Here is an 18195-nt window from a genome sequence, read left to right as displayed (position 1 = left end):
ACGCCCCCGGCACGCAGCCGGGGGATTTCCGAAGGTTTCAACCGGTCCGGCTCTGCCGGGCCGGTTTTTTTTAGGCCCACCGCTCAGGCGGCCCGGACCCGGTCGAGGAAGTGGGTGATCTCCGCAAAGAGCCGCCCGGATTTCTGCGAGAGCTCGGAGGCGGCGCCCAAAACCTGCTCGGCCGCCTTCCCGGATTCCTGGGCGGCGGTGGAAACGTCGGCGATGTTGCCCGTCACCGTGCTGGTGCCGTCGGCCGCCTGCGCAACGCTGCGCACGATCTCGCCGGTCGTCGCCTCCTGCTCCTCAATGGCGGCCGCGACGCTGGTGGCCAGCGTGTTGACCTCGGTGACCGTGCGGCCGATCTCCTGGATCGCCTCGACGGCCTGCCGTGTCGAGGCCTGCACCGCGCCGACCCGGGTCGCGATCTCCGCGGTCGCCTGCGCGGTCTGGCCGGCGAGTTCCTTCACCTCGGAGGCGACCACCGCGAAGCCGCGGCCGGCCTCGCCAGCCCGCGCCGCCTCGATCGTGGCGTTGAGCGCGAGCAGGTTCGTCTGGCTGGCGATCGCCGCGATCATGCTGGCGACGGCGCCGATCTTCTCCGCGCCATCGGCGAGATCGCGCACGATCGCGTCGGTGTGCTGCGCCTCCGTCGCGGCCTGCCCGATCATCGCCGACGAGCGGGCCATCTGGCCGGAGATCTCCCGGATGGTCGTGGACATCTCTTCGGTCGCCGCAGCCACGGTCTGCACGCTGGCCGAGGTCTCCTGCGCGGCCTCGGCCACCTGCGCCGAGCGGGTGCTCGTCCGCGCCGCACTCTGCGCCATCGTGGCGGCGCTGGTCTGCATCTCCGTGGCGGCCAAGGTCAGGCCCTGCATCAGGGTCCCGGCATTGCCCTCGAACTGACGGGTCAGGGCGTCGAGGGCCTGGGCCCGCTCGATCTTGGCCTCGGCATCCCGAGCCGCAGCCACGTCCATTTCGCGCTTGGCGACCATGGCCTGACGGAACACCTCCACGGCCTCGGCCATCCGGCCGATCTCGTCGCCCCGCTCCGTATCGGAGACCGGGCTCGCGATGTCGCCCTCCGCGAGGGTCCGCATCCGCCGGTGCAGGCGCCCGAGCGGCCGGGTGATGCTGCGCCCGATCAGCAGGGAGCCCAGCACCGAGACCCCGATGATACCGACCAGCAGGGCCAGCACCGTGAAGGCCAGCGAGCGGAACGCCGCGGCGATGTCGTCGATATAGGCACCGGTGACGATGAAGATGACCCAGGGAGCGAACCGGGTCGCCACGGACATCTTCGGGAAGACGCCCTCCCGTCCGGGCCGGAGATATTCGTATTCCAGCATCGCCGTATCGGACGCTCTCAGGCGCTCGATGAACGCACGGATGATCGGCACGCCGTTGACGACGAGGTCCATCTGGTTCTTGCCGATATCCTTGCGGTTCATCGCCGCGAGGGCGACGCCGTCCATCGTGTAGATCGCGATGTAGTTCGTCCCGCCGCTGTAGCGTATCGTCATGGTGGACTCGGCCAGCTCGGACAGGGCCGCATCCTTGGTCAGGGTGCCGGCCTTCACCCGTTCGTCGAGGGCCTGGGCGCGCGACTGCACCAGCTCGACGATGGTCCGAAGCGATTGCACGCGCTCGTCGCGCATTTCGCGATCGTATAGTTTCAATCCCACGCCGCCGATCAGCGCGATGATAAGACATGTCAGGAGTGTTTGAAGCGAAAGCTTGTGCGACAATGACAAATTTGCGAGCGAGATATTCATTTTAATCTCAATTTAACGCATGTCGGAACTAATATATCCCAATGAACGTACGCAGCTCAAGATTTCAATCTGAAAAAACGTATCGGTATTTTACGTTTATTCAATATTACACACCGTCGATCTCCACAGTCCGAGTCTCATACTATTGTGGTGCGTCGCGCCTTTAACGGCATCGAAAAATGTTGCATATACACATATTGATGAATAAGACAGTTCTGCTACAGCGCCGCCGATCCATCTCTTGATTGCATGGCAGATCCGTGATCGGGGACGGATTAATGCTCCGTCGCGCAGAAGCGGCGGCCTCCCAACGAGACCATCGCGGTCGCCGAAGTCCAGTCTCGGACCGGGTGGGCGGGCGCAAGCTGGAGGCGTGATCGGGATCAGCGCCCCGCGATCGCTGCGCCCGGCGGCCATTTGCGCCGCCGGACCAGCCCCCCTGAGCGACCGGGATCGGGCTCAGCTTCCGCGCAGGGCCTCGAGAACCTTGCCGCCGGGGCGGCCGGTGGGCGTCATGCCGAGCTTGCGCTCCACATCCTTGATCGCGTCACGGGTCTTCTGGCCGACCTTGCCGTCCGGCTCGCCGACATCGTAGCCGCGGGCGGCCAGCCGGGTCTGGAGGTCGCGCCGCTCGGCCCGCGACAGGGGCGGATCGTCGGTGGGCCAGGCGGCCCGGACGCCGGCCTTGCCGCGGAGGCGGTCGGACAGGACCGCGATGGCGAGCCCGTAGGATTCGGCCGCGTTGTACGAATAGATCGCGTCGAAGTTCTTGGTGACCAGGAAGGCCGGCCCGTCGATGCCGGCGGGTGCGATGATGCCGGCCGGCCCCTCGCCCGAAAGCGGGCGGCCGTCGACCCGGGTTACGCCGAGGGAGGCCCAATGGGCGATCGGCTTCTTGTTCTTGCGCCCGGCCGCGCCGACGCTGAAGCCGCGGGGCAGCTTCACCTCGTAGCCCCAGACCTGACCGTTCTGCCACTTGGCAACGCGCAGGAAGTTCGCCGTGGAGCCGACCGCATCGGCGACCGAATCGACCACGTCGCGCCGGCCGTCGCCGTCGCCATCGACCGCGAGCCGGTGATAGGTGGTCGGCATGAACTGGGTCTGGCCGAAGGCGCCGGCCCAGGAGCCGGTGAGCCGCTCCGGCGCGATGTCGCCGCGCTCGATGATCCGTAAGGTCGCGATCAGCTCGCCGCGGAAGAAGTCCCGGCGGCGGTTGTTCGAGCAGGCGAGCGTCGCCAGCGACTGCACCAGCGGCATCTTGCCGAGGTTCTTGCCGAAATTCGATTCGACGCCCCAGACCGCCGCGATCGTGTAGCGGTCGACCCCGTAGCGCGATTCGGCCTGGGCCAGGGCGGATGCGTGCTGCCGCATGGCCGCGCGCCCGTCCTCGACCCGCTCGTCGTCGACGAGCGCCGCCATGTAGTCCCAGATCGGTGTCTTGAACTCGGGCTGCGCCTGCGAGAGCTCGATCACCTTGTCGTCGAAGCTGATGCCGCGGGTGGCCGCCTGGAAGGTCTGGGCCGACACACCGGCCGAAGCCGCCTGACCCTGGAGGCCGGCGAGGCAGGAATCGAAATCGGCGCGGGCGGGCACCGAAGCCAGGCCTGCGAGCAGACCGAACCCGAGCGCGACGCCCGATCCGAGGGTGTGAATCCGCATCCTGGCGTTCCCGTTCGACGTCCGTTGTATGGTGTTCGAATCAGGCAATACGAGGGTTAAGGACCAGTTAGGTCGCGCATGATCGGCCGTCCGGGCTGGCGGGTCGCCGGTGATCGCCGCCGCGATCGAGGAGCAGGGCGCGGCGACCCAGGAGAGCACCCGCAACGTCCGGCAGGCCGCCTCGGGGACGGATCGGGTGACCGGCAACATCGTCGAGGTCAAGCGCGCCGCCGGCGAGACTGGTTCGGCGGCGTCCCAGATCCTGGGCGCAGCCCAGGGCCTCTCGCAGACCTCGAACGACCTCAGCCACGCCGTCGCCACCTTCCTGGCGGACCTGAAGGCGGCCTGATTGGAGGGCTCATCACGACCTCAAGGCTGCACCCGATCCCATTGCAATCGGGCGTAGATCCAGCATTCCAGGAGCCGACCGATCAGGCCCATTCCCGCGCGGCGAGCTTCTGCTCGTAGGCGTCGATCGCGGCGCCGCGCTCCAGGGTGAGGCCGATCTCGTCGAGGCCGTTCAGCAGGCTGTGCTTGCGGCCGCTGTCGATGTCGAAATGCAGGGTGCCGCCGTCCGGCCCCTTGATGGTCTGGGCCTCCAGATCCACCGACAGGGTCGCGTTCGAGCCGCGCTCGGCGTCTTCGAAGAGTTTCTCCAGATCCTCCGGCGAGACGATGATCGCCAGGATGCCGTTCTTCGCGCAATTGTTGAAGAAGATGTCGGCGAAGCTCGTGGAGATCACGCAGCGGATGCCGAAATCGGCGAGCGCCCAGGGGGCGTGCTCCCGGGAGGAGCCGCAGCCGAAATTGTCGCCGCAGACCAGGATCTTGGCGTTCCGGTAGGCCGGCTTGTTGAGCACGAAATCCGGATTCTCGGAGCCGTCGTCCTTGTAGCGCATCTCGGCGAACAGGCCCTTGCCCAGACCGGTGCGCTTGATCGTCTTCAGGTACTGCTTCGGGATGATCCGGTCGGTGTCGACGTTGATGATCCGCATGGGCGCCGCGACGCCCTCCAGCGTGGTGAATTTTTCCATCGTCTGCAGGCTCTTGAAGGCTGGGTCTGGGGGCGGTTTAGCAGCCTCGGGGGCCGCCCGGAAGCGTCAGGCCAGGTCCCCGGCCTCGCCGTACCGCAGGGTGCCGTCGTGGAGCGCGGAGGCGACCAGAGCTCCGGCGATCCCGGCCTCCCGCAACGCCCGCAGATCGTCCGGCCCGCGCACGCCGCCGGCCGCGTAGACCCGGCGGCCCGGCGCCCGCAGGGCCTGGAGGGCTTCGAGATCGGGACCGGCCCCGGCACCGACCCGGGCGAGGGTCATCGCGATCACGTCGGGCGGCCAGAGTGCAGGATCGTCGTGCAGCGCCGCCGGGCCGAGACGCTCGGCCCCCCGGGTGTCGAGGGACAGCACGGCGCGATCACCGAGGCGCGCCACGAGCCCGGCATCCGACTGGCTCTCGCTGCCGATCACCGGCCGTCCCAGGCCGGCGGCCAGGAACGCCGCGACGCCCTCGAACGCGGCGAAGCCCGCATCCACCCACAGGCCGATCCCCGGGCAGGCCCGGGCGATGGCGCCCAGGGCGCCGAGATCCGGGGCGGCGCCGTCGATGATCGCGTCGAGATCGGCGACGTAGAGGGTCCGGGCCGGCCACGCATCGAGCAGCCCATGTGCCACGGCGGCGGGTTCGGAGCCCTTTGCCAAGGGCGTCTCGATCGGGGCATAGGAGGAGCGCTCGCCCCGGCGCGCCCGCACCACGCGGCCGCCGCGCAGGTCGAGCACCGGGATCACCGCGAAGCCGGGATGCCCGAATCCATCATCCGTTGAGGCGCGCGTCGCGGTCATATGCCCATGCCAGTCGCAAAGCAGATCGGGTGGGACCTCGGCGGGGTCCACGTCAAGGCCGCCCTGGTCGAGGCGGGCCGGGTGGTCGCGGCGTCCCAGGTCCCGTGTCCGCTCTGGCAGGGCGTCGCGGCCCTCGACGGCTCCCTGGCGGCCTTGCCGGATTGGGCCCGCGGCGAGGCGCGTCACGCCGTGACCATGACCGGGGAGCTGACCGATTGCTTCGCCGACCGGCGCGAGGGCGTCGCGGCGCTCTCGAACTGGGCGGACAAGCACCTGTTCGGCCGCGTGCGGATCTATGCCGGGCGCTCCGGCCTGGTCGCCCCGGAGGCGGCGGCCAACCTGTTCGCCGACGTGGCCTCGGCCAATTGGCATGCCACCGCGGCCTTGGCCGGCCGGCACGCGCCGGACGCGCTCCTCGTGGATATCGGCTCCACCACCGCCGATCTGATCCCCGTCGTCGGCGGCCGCCCGGCCGCCGCCGGCTACAGCGACGCCGAGCGGCTGGAGACGGGGGAACTCGTCTATACCGGGATCGTCCGCGCCCCGGTGATCGCGCTCGCCCACGATGCCCCGTTCGCGGGCCGCCGCACCCGGCTGATGACCGAGACCTTCGCCCATATGGCGGACGTGTACCGGATCCTCGGCCTGCTCCCCGAAGGCGCCGACCAGCAGGCCAGCGGCGACCGCAAGGGCAAGTCCATCCCCGAGAGCGAGACCCGGCTCGCCCGGATCGTCGGGCGCGACCGGGGGGAGGGCACGCCCGAGGCCTGGGCGCTGCTGGCGGCGCATTTCGCCGAGGCGCAGCTGCGGCTGCTGCACGATGCGGCCGCGACGCTGCTCTCCCGGCCGGACCTGCCGGCGGATGCCCCCCTGATCGTCTGCGGCGCCGGTGCGTTCCTCGGACCACGCCTGGCCGAGCGGCTCGGGCGTCCGGCCCGCCTGCTGGTGGACCTGCTGCGCGAGCGCGTCGCCGGCGAGCCCGACTGGATCTCGACCTGCGGGCCGGCCGTCGCGGTCGGCCTCATCGCCTCGGAGGATACATTCGCATGAGCGCCATCAAGATCCTGGCCCGGGTCCTGACGACCCGGGTTGGGCCGCATATCGAGCTGGCCGTGGAGACCGAATCCGGCGAGGTCCTGAAGGTGCTCGCCACCGAGGATCAGATCGACCGGCTCGTGGACGAGCTGGAGGATATCTTGAACTCGCCGGCCGTGCCGGACGATGGGGAGCCGCCGGACGCGGCGTGAGCGGGGCGGGCGACGGGAACCCGCGATGAGCCTGATCGCCGCCAAGATCGTCATCACCCCGACGCTGATGTGGGCCGTGTCGGCGGCGTCACGCCGCTGGGGCAGCCTGGTCGGTGGGTTGCTGTCGGGCCTGCCGCTCACCTCGGCGCCGATCTCGATCTACCTCGCCCTCGAGCAGGGCGCAGGCTTCACCGCCGAGGCCGCGATCGGCTCGGTGGAGGGGCTCGGGGCGGTGACACTCTGCTACCTCGCCTACGCGGTCTGCGCCCCGCGGCTGGGGCCGGTCGCCTCGCTCTGCGCCGCCCTGTCGGCGTTCGTACTCGGCGGCCTCGTGCTGCACGGGCTGATCCGGCCCGGCTTGTGGCTCGCCACCGCGATCAACGTGCCGATCATGGCGCTGGTGGTGGCGCTGTGCCCGCGGGCGGCAGGGCCCGATGCGCCGGCCCGTCCTCCGCGGCCGCCGCGGTGGGACATGCCGGCGCGCCTGGCTGCGGCGACCGCGCTGGTGCTGCTGGTCTCGACGCTCGCGCCCTATCTCGGCTCGGGCCTGAGCGGCCTGCTGGCGCCGATCCCGATCATCTCCTGGCCGCTCATCGCCTTCGCCCGCCTCCAGGACGGCGTGCGCGCCTCCCTCGACGTGGTCCGCGGCAGCGCCCAGGGGGCGTTCGGCGTGCTGGCCTTCTACGTCTGCATTCACCTGCTGCTCGGCCGGACCGACATGGTCACCGCCTACGCGGTCTCGATCGCCCTGTCGGCAGCCTGCGTGCTGCCATGGCTGTTCGTCGGACGCCGAGTCCGGGCGGCAGGCTGAGGCGCAGCCGGGGCAACGCGATTACCGCCGCTGCGCCCACCGCTCACGACTGATAGCGCAGGCCCACTGCGACGCCGTGGCCGACACCGGCGCGTGTCCCAACCGAGGCGAGGGAGTCGACGCGCCAGCCGAGCTGCTCGGTCAGGCTGCCCTGCAGGCCTGCCCCGATGCTCACGAAGTCGTCGCGCAGGAACGGCACTGGGATCGAGGCCCTGGCCAGCGGGTTCTGGACGCTGGCGAGCCGGGCGAAGCCGGTGCTGCTCGGCGGCCCCGTGGCGAGGTTGTAGGCGACCCCCAGCGACGGGATCTCGTCGCCGAAGCCGTAGAAGGCCAGCTCGGCCCCGAGAGGGGTGGCGGTCTGGAAAACGTTGAGGCCGCGATAGACGCCGTTGTTACCGGCCGCACCAGTCTCCGTGAAGCCGTCGACATGGCTGGCCGGATGGATGAGCCCGACGAACGTCGTCAGGCTGAAATCACCGATCCGGAACGGGCGTCCCGCCTCGCGATCGAGCGAGACGGCGCTGGCGGAAATCCGAGCGCCAGCGGTCGGCCGGCAGGCGGCCGGGAGGGTGATCCGGTCGAGGGCGATATCGGTGGCGCCGCCGACGATGCCCTGCACGTAGAAGTCGGGCTCGTGATACCCGGCATGGCCCGAGACCGTGAAGGCGCTGTGCTCCTGCCGGAACCCGCCCGGACGGCTGAGCGTGCCGCCGCCGCCCAATGCGGCGCCGGCCCGCCAGGGGCCGTCGACGGGCGGGTCGAGACCGCCGCTACCCTAAAGGATCGTCCGGTCGAGGGTGGGATCGCCGTTGCGCAACTGATCGGGAACAGGGCGTTGCCGCCGACCCACACGCCGCTGGCGCGCCGCCACGTGCTTCCTCCTGTCATCATCTCGGCCCCAAGCTTGGCCGCAGGGAGGAAACTCGGATGACACCTGTATGTCTGCTTTGACCGGTCATTCCGCTTGCGCGCGGCACGAACGACAAAGGCCGCCGCGGAACCCCGCGGCGGCCTTTTGAACGCGATTGTGCGTGGGAATCAGGCGGCCGTGCGCTTGCGGGCTTCCTGCTTGGTGTCGACGCCAGCCGCTTTGATCTCAGAGAGCTTCTGAGCGACGTTGCGCGAGAATACGAACTCGGCGGGGCGCTGGTTCTCCAGGCTGACCTCCGGCGCCATGGCGCCGTCGGTCTTGATGCCGCGGATCGCGTGGACCAGCGGCTTCCACGGCTTGCGGACCGAATCGACCACCGAGGAGGCCTCGTAGCCCGAATGGACCATGCAGTCGGCGCACTTCTCGTAGTTGCCGGTGCCGTAGGCGTCCCAGTCGGTCTCTTCCATCAGCTCCTTGAAGGTCGCCGCGTAGCCCTCGCCGAGCAGGTAGCAGGGCTTCTGCCAGCCGAACACGGTGCGGGTCGGGTTGCCCCAGGGGGTGCAATGGTAGGTCTGGTTGCCGGCAAGGAAGTCGAGGAACAGGCCCGACTGCTGGAAGGTCCACTTCTCGCGGCCCTTCTCCTTGCCGTGCCGGAACACGCCGCGGAACAGCTCCTTCGTCGCCTTGCGGTTCAGGAAGTGCTTCTGGTCGGGCGCGCGCTCGTAGGCGTAGCCGGGGGAGACGGTGATGCCGTCGATGCCCATCCGGGTCACGCTGTCGAAGAAGTCGGCGATCTTCTCGGGCGAGGAATTGTTGAAGAAGGTGCAGTTGATGGTGACCCGGAAGCCCATCTCCTTCGCCTTGGCGATGGCCGAGACCGCCTTGTCGTAGACGCCGCGCTGGCACACCGACTGGTCGTGCATCTCCTTGTCGCCATCCAGATGGATCGACCAGGTGAAGTACGGGCTCGGCTTGTAATCCTTGATCTTTTTCTCGAGCAGAAGCGCGTTCGTGCAGACGATCGCGAACTTCTTCTGATCGATGATGCCCTGGACGATCTGCGGCAGATCCTTGTGCAGCAGCGGCTCGCCGCCGGCGATCACCACCACGGGGGCGCCGCACTCGCGCACGGATTCGAGTGCGTCGGCGACAGGAAGCCGCTTGTTCAGAATCTCGTCCGGGTAATCGATCTTACCGCAGCCGGCGCAGGCGAGATTGCAGCGGAACAGGGGTTCCATCATCATCACCAGCGGGTAGCGCTTGCGGCCCGTGAGGTGCTGCTTGAGGATGTAGCCGCCGATCTTCGCGACGTACCGGAGGGGGATACCCAAGATTGCGGCTCCTTACTGCGTCGGCCCCGGAGGCGTCGGGGTGCTTACCGCGAAAAAAACTCGAATTCCAGCGATGTAGCTTGGAACTAATCTGAAACGACCCCGTTTCGGCGAGGCCATAACGACTTATTCTGCTCCTGACGCAACCGAGCCACACGCGCTTCACGCGGCGGTATCGGCGGGTCGGGTCGCCTGACGGTTGAGGACAGCACGTGCATTGCGTCGGCAATGCGACCGTAATCCCAAGATTCTTGTCCCCATATCAGGATTGCAGTGCGCTACCGCACATCGGCCGAGGCAAGGACCGCGCCGCGGCGATCGCGTTGCAATCTGGGGACGCCCTCTTTACTGAGCCCTGTGGCCGCGTTGCAAGGGGTGGCCCGCGGCGAGCGGCAGCGCAGCGTCCCGTCCGGGACAGGCTCGGCTTGCACCCGCGCGTCGCGCGACCAGATTGGGCGGTGCGGCGTCCCCCGAATGCGAAGGGCGCTCGCGCGGATCGCGCGGCGACCTTCATGTGGGCGTTCGAATCCGGCAGGGCCGGTCGCGCCGATCCGGCCGGGACGGTTGGGAATAGCCGGTCGCGCATGGGGCGCGTCCGGGGCGAACAGGCAGGGTGCTCGTGATCGAAGGTCTCGTCGCGTTCTCGGTGCGGTATCGGTGGATCGTGATCGCCCTGATGGCGTTCATCACGGTCGCGAGCCTGGGAGTCGCGGCGCATCTGTTCCGCATCAACACCGATGTCGAGCGGCTGATCGACCCGAAGGAGCCCTGGCGCCAGGACGAGATCAATTTCGAGAAGGCGTTCCCGCAGCGCGGCAACACCATCGTGGCGGTCATCAACGGCGAGACGCCCGAGGAGACCGAGGAGGCGGCCGCCAACCTGGCCAAGGCGCTGACCGCCCATAAGAATCTGATCGAGACCGTGTACCGGCCCGATGGCGGCCCGTTCTTCGACAGGAACGGCCTGCTGCTGATGCCCCAGGCCCAGCTCGACAAGACGCTGGAGGAGCTGACCCAGCAGCAGGGGCTGCTCGGGCCGCTGGCCGCCGACCCGTCCTTGCGCGGGGTCATGCGGGTGCTGTCGCTCGGCGCGCGCGGCGTGAAGTCCGGCGACGCTAAGCTCGAAGACCTCGACAAGCCCATGGGCCAGATCGACGCCACCCTGCAGAAGGTGCTGGCGGGCAAGCCCGCGCGGATGTCGTGGCAGGAGCTGCTGGCCAACGGCCAGAGCAGCGTCACGGACAAGATGAAGTTCGTGATCATCCAGCCGGTGCTGGACTTCAACGCCCTCGAGCCCGGCTACCAGGCGACCAAGCTGATCCGCAACGTCGCGCATGATCTCAAGATCGACGCCGAGCACGGCCTGCGCATGCGGCTGACCGGCACGGTCGCGGTGGCGGACGAGGAATTCGCCACGCTCTCGGAGGATGCGGCCCTCAATAACAGCATCATCGTCGGCGCGATCGTCCTGTTTCTGTGGCTCGCGCTGCGCTCCGGCAAGCTCGTCGGCGCGGTGCTGATCACCACCTTTGCGGGCCTCATCGTCACCGCCGCCCTCGGCCTGATCATGGTCAAGGAATTGAACCCGATCTCGGTGGCCTTCGCGGCCCTGTTCGTCGGGCTCGGAATCGATTTCGGCATCCAGTTCTCGGTGCGCTACCGGGCGGACCGCTACGAGCAGCCGACGCTCCAGAGCGCGATCCGGGCCGCCGCCCGCGGGGTCGGCTGGTCGCTGACGCTGGCCGCCGTATCGCTGGTCGCCGGCTTCTTCGCCTTCCTGCCCACCGCCTTCCGGGGCGTCTCGGAGCTGGGTCTGATCGCCGGCGTCGGCATGGTCGTGGCCTACCTGTTCTCCCTGACGTTGCTGCCGGCGCTGATCGCGGTGTTCGAGCCCAAGGGCGAGAAGGAGGCGGTGCAGACCGCGTGGCTGGTCGGCGTCGACCCGTGGATCATCCGCAAGCGCAAGCCGATCCTGATCGCGGTCGGCGTGGTGACCCTGGCCGGGGCGCCGCTGCTCTGGCACCTGCCCTTCGATTCCAACCCGATGCATCTGCGCAGCGCGAAGACGGAATCGATCGCGACTTATCTCGACCTGATCAAGAACCCCGAGACCAGCCCGAACCTGATCGACGTGCTGGCCCCCAACGTCGACGCGGTCCCGGCCCTGTCGAAGACCCTTGCGGCGCTGCCGGTGACCTCGTCAGTCAACAGCATCGACACCTTCGTGCCGCGGGACCAGGACAAGAAGCTCGCGGCGATCGCCGACACGGCGCAGCTCTTGGATCCGGTGCTCAATCCCGGTCGCAAGCCGCCGCCGCCGACCGATGCCGAGAACGTCAAGGCGCTCAAGGACGCCGCCGCGGCTCTGAACGGTGTCGCGGGCGACGGAAAGGAGGCCGCGGGCGCCCAGAATGCCAAGCAGCTCGCCGGCACCCTCGACAAGCTCGCCGGCGGCCCGGTGCAGATGCGCGAGGCGGCCTCTGTCGCCCTGACCAAGGATCTCGTGCCGCTGCTCCAGCGCTTGCGTGACCTGCTCCATCCGGAGAAGATCACGCTGGACAACCTGCCGCCGCAGCTGAAGGCCGATTGGGTCGCGGCGGACGGACGCGCGCGGATCGAGGTCCATCCCAAGGGTGATTCGAACGACGATGAGGTGCTGCGCACCTTCTCGGACGAGGTGCTGAAGGTCGCCCCGCACGCCACCGGCGCCCCCGTGGCCACGACGCGGTCGACCTACACGATCCTGGGCGCCTTTGTGCAGGCGGCCATCACGGCGTTCGTGCTGATCTTCGTCATCCTGTCGGTGGCCCTGCGCAAGCCTTGGGACGTGGCGATGACCCTGGGCCCGCTGGTCATCGCGACCCTGTGGACCCTGATGGCCCTGCGCCTGATCGACATGCCGCTGAACTTCGCCAACATCATCGCCCTGCCGCTGATGCTGGCGGTCGGCGTCGCGTTCCACATCTACTACGTGATCGCGTGGCGGGCGGGCGTGACCGACATGCTGGCTTCCAGTCTGACCCGAGCGATCTTCTTCTCGGCACTGACCACCGGCAGCGCTTTCGGCTCTCTGGTCCTATCGAGCCATCCGGGCACGGCCAGCATGGGCAAGTTGCTGGCGCTGTCGCTGTTCTTCACCCTGATCGCGGCGTTCTTCGTGGTGCCGGCGACCCTGGGCGAGCCGCCCGCGCAGGCGGACGACGACCGCCCGGAGGGGGAGAAGGCCGCCGCGGCCGCGCTGCGCAAGAGCACCACCCCGTCGGATCCGGTGCCGGCCAAGTAGGCCGGCTCCGGAGCGCTCAGAGCGTCTTCTCGAAGAAGTGGTCGGGGTATGGGTCGTCGTTGAAGCGATCGATCGCGACCCAGCCGGTCTTGCGGTAGAGCGCCAGGGCTTCCGGCAGCGCGCTGTTGGTGTCGAGGCACAGCACCGCGACCGAGAGCTCGCGGGCTGCCGTCTCGACGGCCTGCATCAGCCGGCGGGCGAGGCCGAAGCCCCGGGCTGCGGGGTCGATCCAGAGCCGCTTGACCTCCGCGATCGGGCCGCCGCTGCCCTTCAGGCCGACGCATCCCACCGGCAGGCCGTCCGCCATCGCGAGCAGGAACGCCCCGCGCGGCCGGACCATCGCCGCGGCCTCGGGATCGCACGACAGCTTGACGTCGAACCCGGTCTCCAGCCGGCGCGCCAATTCGGCATAATACGCCTCCAGACAGGACCGGGCGGCCTCGCTGCGCGGGTCAGCTTCCGCGATGGTGATCCGGTCGCGGCCGAGCGTCAGGGCAACCAGATCCATCGCGCGCAGGAGTTCCTCGGCACGCGGCGCGCGCTCCAGCAGGGCTGAGGCGCGCGCGTCGGACAGGCCTTCGTAGGCTGAGAACTCGCGCTGCCCCGCCTCCGTCAGGCGCGCGACCCGGCGGCGCGCGTCGTCGGGATGCGGCTCGGTGGTGACCAGGCCCTCGTCCTCGAGGCTGCGCAGCAGGCGGCTCATCAGGCCGGAATCGAGACTCAGATAGGCGCGGATCTCGGCCACGTCCGTGCGGCCGGCGCCGATCGCGTTCACCACCCGGGCTGCCCCAAGGGGCCGGCCCCGGCCAAGGAACGAATCGTCGAGGGCGCCAACCTCCGCGGTGACGGCGCGGGCGAAGCGGCGAAAGCGGAGGATGGAGTCGAACGTCATAATAGCTGACTTTAGTCAGACATTATGATCGGTCAAGCGGAGAGGGCCAAGCTGGCAGCACCGGACCGCGTGCGCGCGTTCGCTGACGCCACGTTTAAACAAGCATCTTCCCAGCGAATGCGACGCGCTCTAACCTCGCTGCATGACGACGATCGCGTTGGAGAAGGCTGCAACGGCCCTGGTGGAACTCGCCGCGCGCGTCGAAGGCGGCGTGACCATCGTCGTGACGCGGAACGGTAAGCCGGTGCTCGACCTCGTGCCCCATCGCCGGGGGCGTGGGCTCGACATCGAGGCTGGCGAGGCGTTCTTGCGCGCCCACGGCATTGCACGCAATCCAGGCTTCATCGCGGACGATTTCGACGATCCCTTGGCCGAGGATTTCCTCATCCAGCCGTCGTCCGGCTCGTGAGACTGCTGCCTCGATAGCCACATCCTTCTTGCCATCGCGCTGAAGCGGCTCGATGCAGTGAGCCCGTCGATCGCACGGGCGCTTGCTCAGCCTGATATGGATCTTGCGGCCAGCGCCGCGAGCCTTTGGGAGATCGCAATCAAGGCGCGTCTCGGTAAACTGGATCCCGGCATGCCGCTCGGGATGTTGGCAGAGTTCTTCGAGGCGGTCGGGATTGGGATGCTGCCGATCACGGCTTCGCACGCCGTCGCAGCCGTCGAACCGATGCCGCCGACGCGTGACCCGTTCGACAGGATGTTGCTGACGCAGTGCCTGGTGGAAGGCCGACGCCTCGTTACGGTTGACAACGCCTTGTGCGATCATCCTCTCGCGACTCGCTTCGCGGCGAAAACCTCGGACGCCCCTAGCCCGAAAAATCCGAAAACCCGCCTCTGACCGCGCCCGACGCATCCGCCGCCGCCCGGGAGGCGGGGGCAATCAACGCGTCGCGCTCGGCGGCGTAGAGGTAGCCGGGCGCCTCGCCGGGGAAGCCGCCGGCCGTGGCCGGGTGCGTGTAGAGCTCGGTGAGGCCGTCCGGAAGCTGCGCCAGGAGCGCCGCCAAGCGCAGCGGGGTCATGGCGCCGGACCAGGCGAGCCCGAGGGTCCGGTCGGGAATCAGCAGGCCGGCCTGACGGGCGCGCACGGCGAGCAGGGCCGCCCAGGGGGCGATGTCGAGGGCCGGCCGGGGTCGGGCACTGGCCTCGGCCCGGCGGAGCAGCTGGCGGGGCTCCCGGGGGACGCGGATCGCCCGGATGCCGTAGTCGCGGCCGATGCGCAGGACCGCGCCGGCGATCAGCGGGTGGACGTGGAAGTGCTTGTGGGCGTTGACGTGGTCAAGGGGCAGGCCGGTCGCCCGGTAGGCCTCGAACTGCGCCGTGATCTCGGCGGCAAGCTGGCGCCGGGCGGCGGGCTTGCGGGCGAGGTCGAGGCCGACCCGGGCCATATCGGCGCGCATCAGGCCGTCGGCATCGGTCAGGTCGGGCAGCTGCGCGGCCGGCAGGGTCGGCCAGGCTTCGACGAGCACGAGGTGCAGCCCGACCCGCAGGGACGGCATCCGCCTCGCCCGGGCCACCGCGTCGGCGGCGGCAGGCGCCGAGACCATCAGGCTCGCCGCGGTAAGGATCCCCTCACGGTGAGCCTGCTCGACGGCCTCGTTGACCTCGGGGCTGAGCCCGAAATCGTCCGCGGTGACGACCAGACGCTTCACGCAAACCTCGTAACGGGTGTCGAGAGGGCGTGCCCTCTCGCGGGTCCAGGGCGGAGCCCTGGGAGAAGGGGCGGGGCTCTGCCCCGCACGCCCCGCCGGGCCGTGGGCCCCGGACCCCTGACTTCACGCCGCCTTGGCGGTGCCCTGACGCTCCTTAAGGAAGCGGTAGAACTCGACACCCTCGCGCAGGCGGCGCTTCATCATATCGGGGGACCGCACCATCTCGCCGACGATCGAGGCAATCTTCGGAGCCCGGAAGTAGAACTTCTTGTAGAACTCCTCCACTGAGGTGAAGATCTCGGTGTGCGACAGGTGCGGGTAGTGCAGCGGCGCGACCTGTACGCCGTTCTCGTCGACGAGCTCGGCGTTCTCGATGTCGAGCCAGCCGTTCTCCACCGCCTGCTTGTACAGGAAGGTGCCCGGGTAGGGGGCCGCCAGCGAAACCTGGATCGTGTGCGGGTTGATCCGCTTGGCGAAGGCGATCGTCTCCTGGATCGTCTCCTTGGTCTCGCCCGGCAGGCCGAGGATGAAGGTGCCGTGGATGGCGATGCCCAGCTCGTGGCAATCCTTGGTGAACTTCTCAGCGACTTCGACCCGCATGCCCTTCTTGATGTTGTGCAGGATGGTCTGGTTGCCGGACTCGTAGCCGACCAGCAGCAGGCGCAGGCCGTTCTCCTTGAGCACCTTCAGGGTCTCACGCGGCACGTTCGCCTTGGCGTTGCACGACCAGGTGACGCCGAGCTTGCCGAGCTCGCGAGCGATCTCCTCCGCGCGCGGCAGGTTGTCGGTGAAGGTGTCGTCGTCGAAGAAGAACTCCTTGGTCTGCGGGAACTCCTTCAGGCAGTACTTGATCTCCTCGATCACGTGGGCGACCGAGCGAGTGCGGTAGGTGTGGCCGCCGACCGTCTGCGGCCAGAGGCAGAAGGTGCAGCGGCTCTTGCAGCCCCGGCCGGAGTAGAACGAGATGTAGGGGTGCTTCAGGTAGCCGATGAAATACTTCTCCATCTCCAGGTCGCGCTTGTAGACGCTGGTGACGAAGGGCAGCTGGTCCATGTCCGTCATGATCTCGCGGTCCTCGTTATGGACCACGACGCCGTTCGCATCGCGATAGGACAGGCCCTTGATCTGGGCCATCGGGACGCCGTCGGCGACTTCCTTGACGGTGAAGTCGAACTCGTTGCGGGCGCAGAAATCGACCACGGGGGCCTGAGCCATCGCACCGGCGGCGTCGACCGCGACCTTCGCGCCGATCAGGCCGGCGATCAGCTTCGGGTTCGCGGCCTTGAGCGCCTCGATCGTCTTCACGTCGGACTTGAACGACGGCACGGAGGTGTGGAGCACGACGAGGTCGAAGTCGTTGGCCTGAGCCACGATCTCGGGAAGCTTGATGTTGTGCGGGGGGGCGTCGATCAGCTTCGAGTTCGGCACCAGGGCGGCCGGCTGGGCCAGCCAGGTCGGGTACCAGAACGACTTGATCTCGCGCTTGGCCTGATAGCGGGAGCCGGCACCGCCGTCGAAACCGTCGAAGGTGGGGGCCTGGAGGAAGAGCGTGCGCATGGGGTTCAAGGCCTCAGGGCGTTGCCGGGGGAGGGGTGAGGAAGCGAAAGCCGGGATCAGCGGGTGGGCGCGCCGGCGTCGTGACCGAGTTCGGCGTCCGGGATCAGAGTACCGTCCGCAACCACGTGATAATCATGACCTTTCCATGTCACCGCCCCTGACACGAAGGCCCAGGAGAAGTTCAGGAAGGAGAGGATGTCGCGGATCGGCAACAGTCCGTAGGGGTGCGGGGCGAGGCCGAAGGCCCGCTCGAGCTGCCGGCACAGGACGATCCGGCCGGCGAGCGCCAAGCCCGCCACCACCAGCGCACCGGTGCCGGCGCCGGGCAGGAGCGCGCCCACCAGGGCCAGCGGGAAGGCGTGGGTCACGATTGAGCCGGCATAGCCGGCCGGGTCGACGTTGCGGATCGTGCGGTTCCAGCGCAGCTCGTGCCGCCACAGGCCGGAGAGGTCGGTGTCGACGCTGGTATGGCCTATGGTGAAGCTCGGGATCACCACCCGGCCGTCAAGGCCGCGCAGGGCCGCGCCGATCGCGTAATCGTCGGCCAGGTCGTTGCGGAAGCGGCGAAAGCCCCCCACCGCCTCCAGGTTCGCCCGGGTGAACGCGATGGTCGAGCCGAAGCACGGCTTGGCGAGCCCGAGGCTCAGGCCCATGACCACGTTGGGCAGGAACTGGACGTCGATCGCCAGCGCCGAGAGCTGGTCGTAGAGGCCCCGGAAGGCCGGAACGCCGTGATACAAACAGGTGACGCCGGAGACGCCGTCCTGCGACAGCTCGGCGACCAGCCGCTCGAGGTAGTCCGGCCGGACCACCATGTCGCTGTCGGCCAGAACGATCACGTCGTGGGCGATCCGCTCGGCCATGTTGATCAGGTTCGAGACCTTACGGTTCGAGCCGTGCTGCCGGCCGTCGATCACCAGGTCGATGCGCGCGGCCGGATAGGCCTGCTTGAGCCGCTCGACCACGCCGATGGCCGGGTCCGTCGCCTTCTGGACGCCGAACACCACCTGGACCGGGCCAGCATAATCCTGGCGCAGCACGGTCTCGAGATTCTCGTACAGGTTGGGCTCCAGGCCGCAGAGCGGCTTGAGCACCGTCACGGACGGGCGGGGCGCGTCCATTGCCAGCGCCGGCATGGGCCGGGCGGCGAAGCGGCCGGCCAGGTAGGCGGCTGCCAGCGCATAGAGGCAGCCCGCCACCGCCAGCAGGAGGCAGAGCAGCGAGAGCCACGACAATGCGGTGAGCGCCAGGGCGGTGAAATCCATCCGGTCGGGTCCGTGCG

The 18195-nt window shown here is 68.7% G+C and carries 16 protein-coding genes and 1 pseudogene; 7 read left to right on the top strand and 10 right to left on the bottom strand.

What is annotated here, in order from left to right; all coding sequences use genetic code 11:
- Window positions 1-83: 83 nt before the first annotated feature.
- Window positions 84-1655 carry a methyl-accepting chemotaxis protein gene (locus AKJ13_RS03925; protein WP_244471506.1) on the bottom strand — a complete coding sequence of 524 codons (1572 nt, stop codon included), beginning with the start codon at window positions 1653-1655 and terminating at the stop codon, window positions 84-86.
- A gap of 576 nt (window positions 1656-2231) precedes the next feature.
- Window positions 2232-3431: a lytic murein transglycosylase gene (locus AKJ13_RS03920; RefSeq protein ID WP_050732190.1), complete on the bottom strand. Its 1200-nt coding sequence runs from the start codon at window positions 3429-3431 to the stop codon at window positions 2232-2234.
- A gap of 109 nt (window positions 3432-3540) precedes the next feature.
- Between AKJ13_RS03920 and AKJ13_RS03915 the strand changes: the two genes are divergently transcribed.
- Complete coding sequence (locus tag AKJ13_RS03915; RefSeq protein WP_050732189.1) at window positions 3541-3780, top strand: hypothetical protein; 240 nt, start codon at window positions 3541-3543, stop codon at window positions 3778-3780.
- 82 nt (window positions 3781-3862) lie between these two features.
- Here AKJ13_RS03915 and leuD read toward each other — a convergent pair whose 3' ends face one another.
- Together leuD and AKJ13_RS03905 are read right to left on the bottom strand one after the other, a co-directional pair.
- On the bottom strand, window positions 3863-4465 hold the full coding sequence (leuD, locus tag AKJ13_RS03910) for a 3-isopropylmalate dehydratase small subunit (RefSeq protein WP_050732188.1): 603 nt from the start codon (window positions 4463-4465) through the stop codon (window positions 3863-3865).
- Window positions 4466-4531: 66 nt separating this feature from the next.
- A complete protein-coding gene (locus tag AKJ13_RS03905; RefSeq protein ID WP_050732187.1) occupies window positions 4532-5266 on the bottom strand; it encodes a HisA/HisF-related TIM barrel protein in 735 nt (244 codons plus the stop codon).
- 6 nt (window positions 5267-5272) lie between these two features.
- Between AKJ13_RS03905 and AKJ13_RS03900 the strand changes: the two genes are divergently transcribed.
- From AKJ13_RS03900 to AKJ13_RS03890, 3 genes are read left to right on the top strand one after another with little or no spacing between them, the layout of a single operon-like run.
- A complete protein-coding gene (locus AKJ13_RS03900) occupies window positions 5273-6316 on the top strand; it encodes a hydantoinase/oxoprolinase family protein (RefSeq protein ID WP_144426179.1) in 1044 nt (347 codons plus the stop codon).
- Entirely contained in the window at window positions 6313-6513 is a 201-nt protein-coding gene (locus tag AKJ13_RS03895) for a hypothetical protein (protein ID WP_007566240.1), read from the top strand. Before AKJ13_RS03900 ends, AKJ13_RS03895 begins: the two co-directional genes overlap by 4 nt.
- Before the next feature lie 25 nt (window positions 6514-6538).
- Window positions 6539-7324, top strand: a complete 786-nt coding sequence (locus AKJ13_RS03890) for a hypothetical protein (protein ID WP_050732185.1) — start codon at window positions 6539-6541, stop codon at window positions 7322-7324.
- Window positions 7325-7367: 43 nt separating this feature from the next.
- On the opposite strand, the gene AKJ13_RS03885 is transcribed toward AKJ13_RS03890, so the two are convergent.
- Window positions 7368-8045 carry an autotransporter outer membrane beta-barrel domain-containing protein gene (locus tag AKJ13_RS03885; RefSeq protein ID WP_050732184.1) on the bottom strand — a complete coding sequence of 226 codons (678 nt, stop codon included), beginning with the start codon at window positions 8043-8045 and terminating at the stop codon, window positions 7368-7370.
- Between the two features lie 317 nt (window positions 8046-8362).
- Window positions 8363-9526, bottom strand: a complete 1164-nt coding sequence (gene hpnH, locus AKJ13_RS03880) for an adenosyl-hopene transferase HpnH (RefSeq protein ID WP_007566232.1) — start codon at window positions 9524-9526, stop codon at window positions 8363-8365.
- Between the two features lie 619 nt (window positions 9527-10145).
- On the opposite strand from hpnH, the gene AKJ13_RS03875 reads away from it, so the two are divergent.
- Window positions 10146-12809: an MMPL family transporter gene (locus AKJ13_RS03875; RefSeq protein WP_050732485.1), complete on the top strand. Its 2664-nt coding sequence runs from the start codon at window positions 10146-10148 to the stop codon at window positions 12807-12809.
- 16 nt (window positions 12810-12825) lie between these two features.
- On the opposite strand, the gene AKJ13_RS03870 is transcribed toward AKJ13_RS03875, so the two are convergent.
- The gene (locus tag AKJ13_RS03870) at window positions 12826-13701 is read right to left on the bottom strand and encodes a helix-turn-helix domain-containing GNAT family N-acetyltransferase (protein ID WP_050732183.1); all 876 of its coding nucleotides are present in this window, start codon (window positions 13699-13701) and stop codon (window positions 12826-12828) included.
- 142 nt (window positions 13702-13843) lie between these two features.
- On the opposite strand from AKJ13_RS03870, the gene AKJ13_RS03865 reads away from it, so the two are divergent.
- Both AKJ13_RS03865 and AKJ13_RS03860 read left to right on the top strand, forming a co-directional pair.
- On the top strand, window positions 13844-14110 hold the full coding sequence (locus AKJ13_RS03865) for a prevent-host-death protein (protein WP_050732182.1): 267 nt from the start codon (window positions 13844-13846) through the stop codon (window positions 14108-14110).
- A gap of 18 nt (window positions 14111-14128) precedes the next feature.
- Window positions 14129-14545: pseudogene (locus AKJ13_RS03860) on the top strand (type II toxin-antitoxin system VapC family toxin); the annotation flags it as partial.
- On the opposite strand, the gene hpnK reads toward AKJ13_RS03860, so the two are convergent.
- The 3 genes from hpnK to hpnI form a co-directional block, all read right to left on the bottom strand.
- The gene (hpnK, locus tag AKJ13_RS03855; protein WP_050732180.1) at window positions 14514-15356 is read right to left on the bottom strand and encodes a hopanoid biosynthesis-associated protein HpnK; all 843 of its coding nucleotides are present in this window, start codon (window positions 15354-15356) and stop codon (window positions 14514-14516) included. The pseudogene AKJ13_RS03860 and the gene hpnK overlap by 32 nt on opposite strands.
- 123 nt (window positions 15357-15479) lie before the next feature.
- Window positions 15480-16913, bottom strand: coding sequence for a hopanoid biosynthesis associated radical SAM protein HpnJ (gene hpnJ, locus AKJ13_RS03850; protein ID WP_050732179.1), 1434 nt, complete (start codon window positions 16911-16913; stop codon window positions 15480-15482).
- Window positions 16914-16969: 56 nt separating this feature from the next.
- Window positions 16970-18178, bottom strand: a complete 1209-nt coding sequence (gene hpnI / locus AKJ13_RS03845) for a bacteriohopanetetrol glucosamine biosynthesis glycosyltransferase HpnI (protein ID WP_050732178.1) — start codon at window positions 18176-18178, stop codon at window positions 16970-16972.
- Window positions 18179-18195 lie beyond the last annotated feature (17 nt).

It is taken from the genome of Methylobacterium sp. ARG-1 (assembly GCF_001262595.1).
Taxonomy (GTDB): Bacteria; Pseudomonadota; Alphaproteobacteria; order Rhizobiales; family Beijerinckiaceae; genus Methylobacterium; species Methylobacterium brachiatum.
Note: the sequence above shows the minus strand (reverse complement) of the source record. Positions and strands in the feature narration are given on the sequence as shown.

Bases quoted from the DNA above. Each gene is read 5' to 3' on its own strand.
- AKJ13_RS03925 (WP_244471506.1), bottom strand. From the start codon at position 1,655: ATGCGCGACGAGCGCGTGCAATCGCTTCGGACCATCGTCGAGCTGGTG.
- AKJ13_RS03920 (WP_050732190.1), bottom strand. From the start codon at position 3,431: ATGCGGATTCACACCCTCGGATCGGGCGTCGCGCTCGGGTTCGGTCTG.
- leuD (WP_050732188.1), bottom strand. From the start codon at position 4,465: ATGGAAAAATTCACCACGCTGGAGGGCGTCGCGGCGCCCATGCGGATC.
- AKJ13_RS03905 (WP_050732187.1), bottom strand. From the start codon at position 5,266: ATGACCGCGACGCGCGCCTCAACGGATGATGGATTCGGGCATCCCGGC.
- AKJ13_RS03900 (WP_144426179.1), top strand. From the start codon at position 5,273: ATGCCAGTCGCAAAGCAGATCGGGTGGGACCTCGGCGGGGTCCACGTC.
- AKJ13_RS03895 (WP_007566240.1), top strand. From the start codon at position 6,313: ATGAGCGCCATCAAGATCCTGGCCCGGGTCCTGACGACCCGGGTTGGG.
- AKJ13_RS03890 (WP_050732185.1), top strand. From the start codon at position 6,539: ATGAGCCTGATCGCCGCCAAGATCGTCATCACCCCGACGCTGATGTGG.
- AKJ13_RS03870 (WP_050732183.1), bottom strand. From the start codon at position 13,701: ATGACGTTCGACTCCATCCTCCGCTTTCGCCGCTTCGCCCGCGCCGTC.
- AKJ13_RS03865 (WP_050732182.1), top strand. From the start codon at position 13,844: ATGACGACGATCGCGTTGGAGAAGGCTGCAACGGCCCTGGTGGAACTC.
- hpnJ (WP_050732179.1), bottom strand. From the start codon at position 16,913: ATGCGCACGCTCTTCCTCCAGGCCCCCACCTTCGACGGTTTCGACGGC.
- hpnI (WP_050732178.1), bottom strand. From the start codon at position 18,178: ATGGATTTCACCGCCCTGGCGCTCACCGCATTGTCGTGGCTCTCGCTG.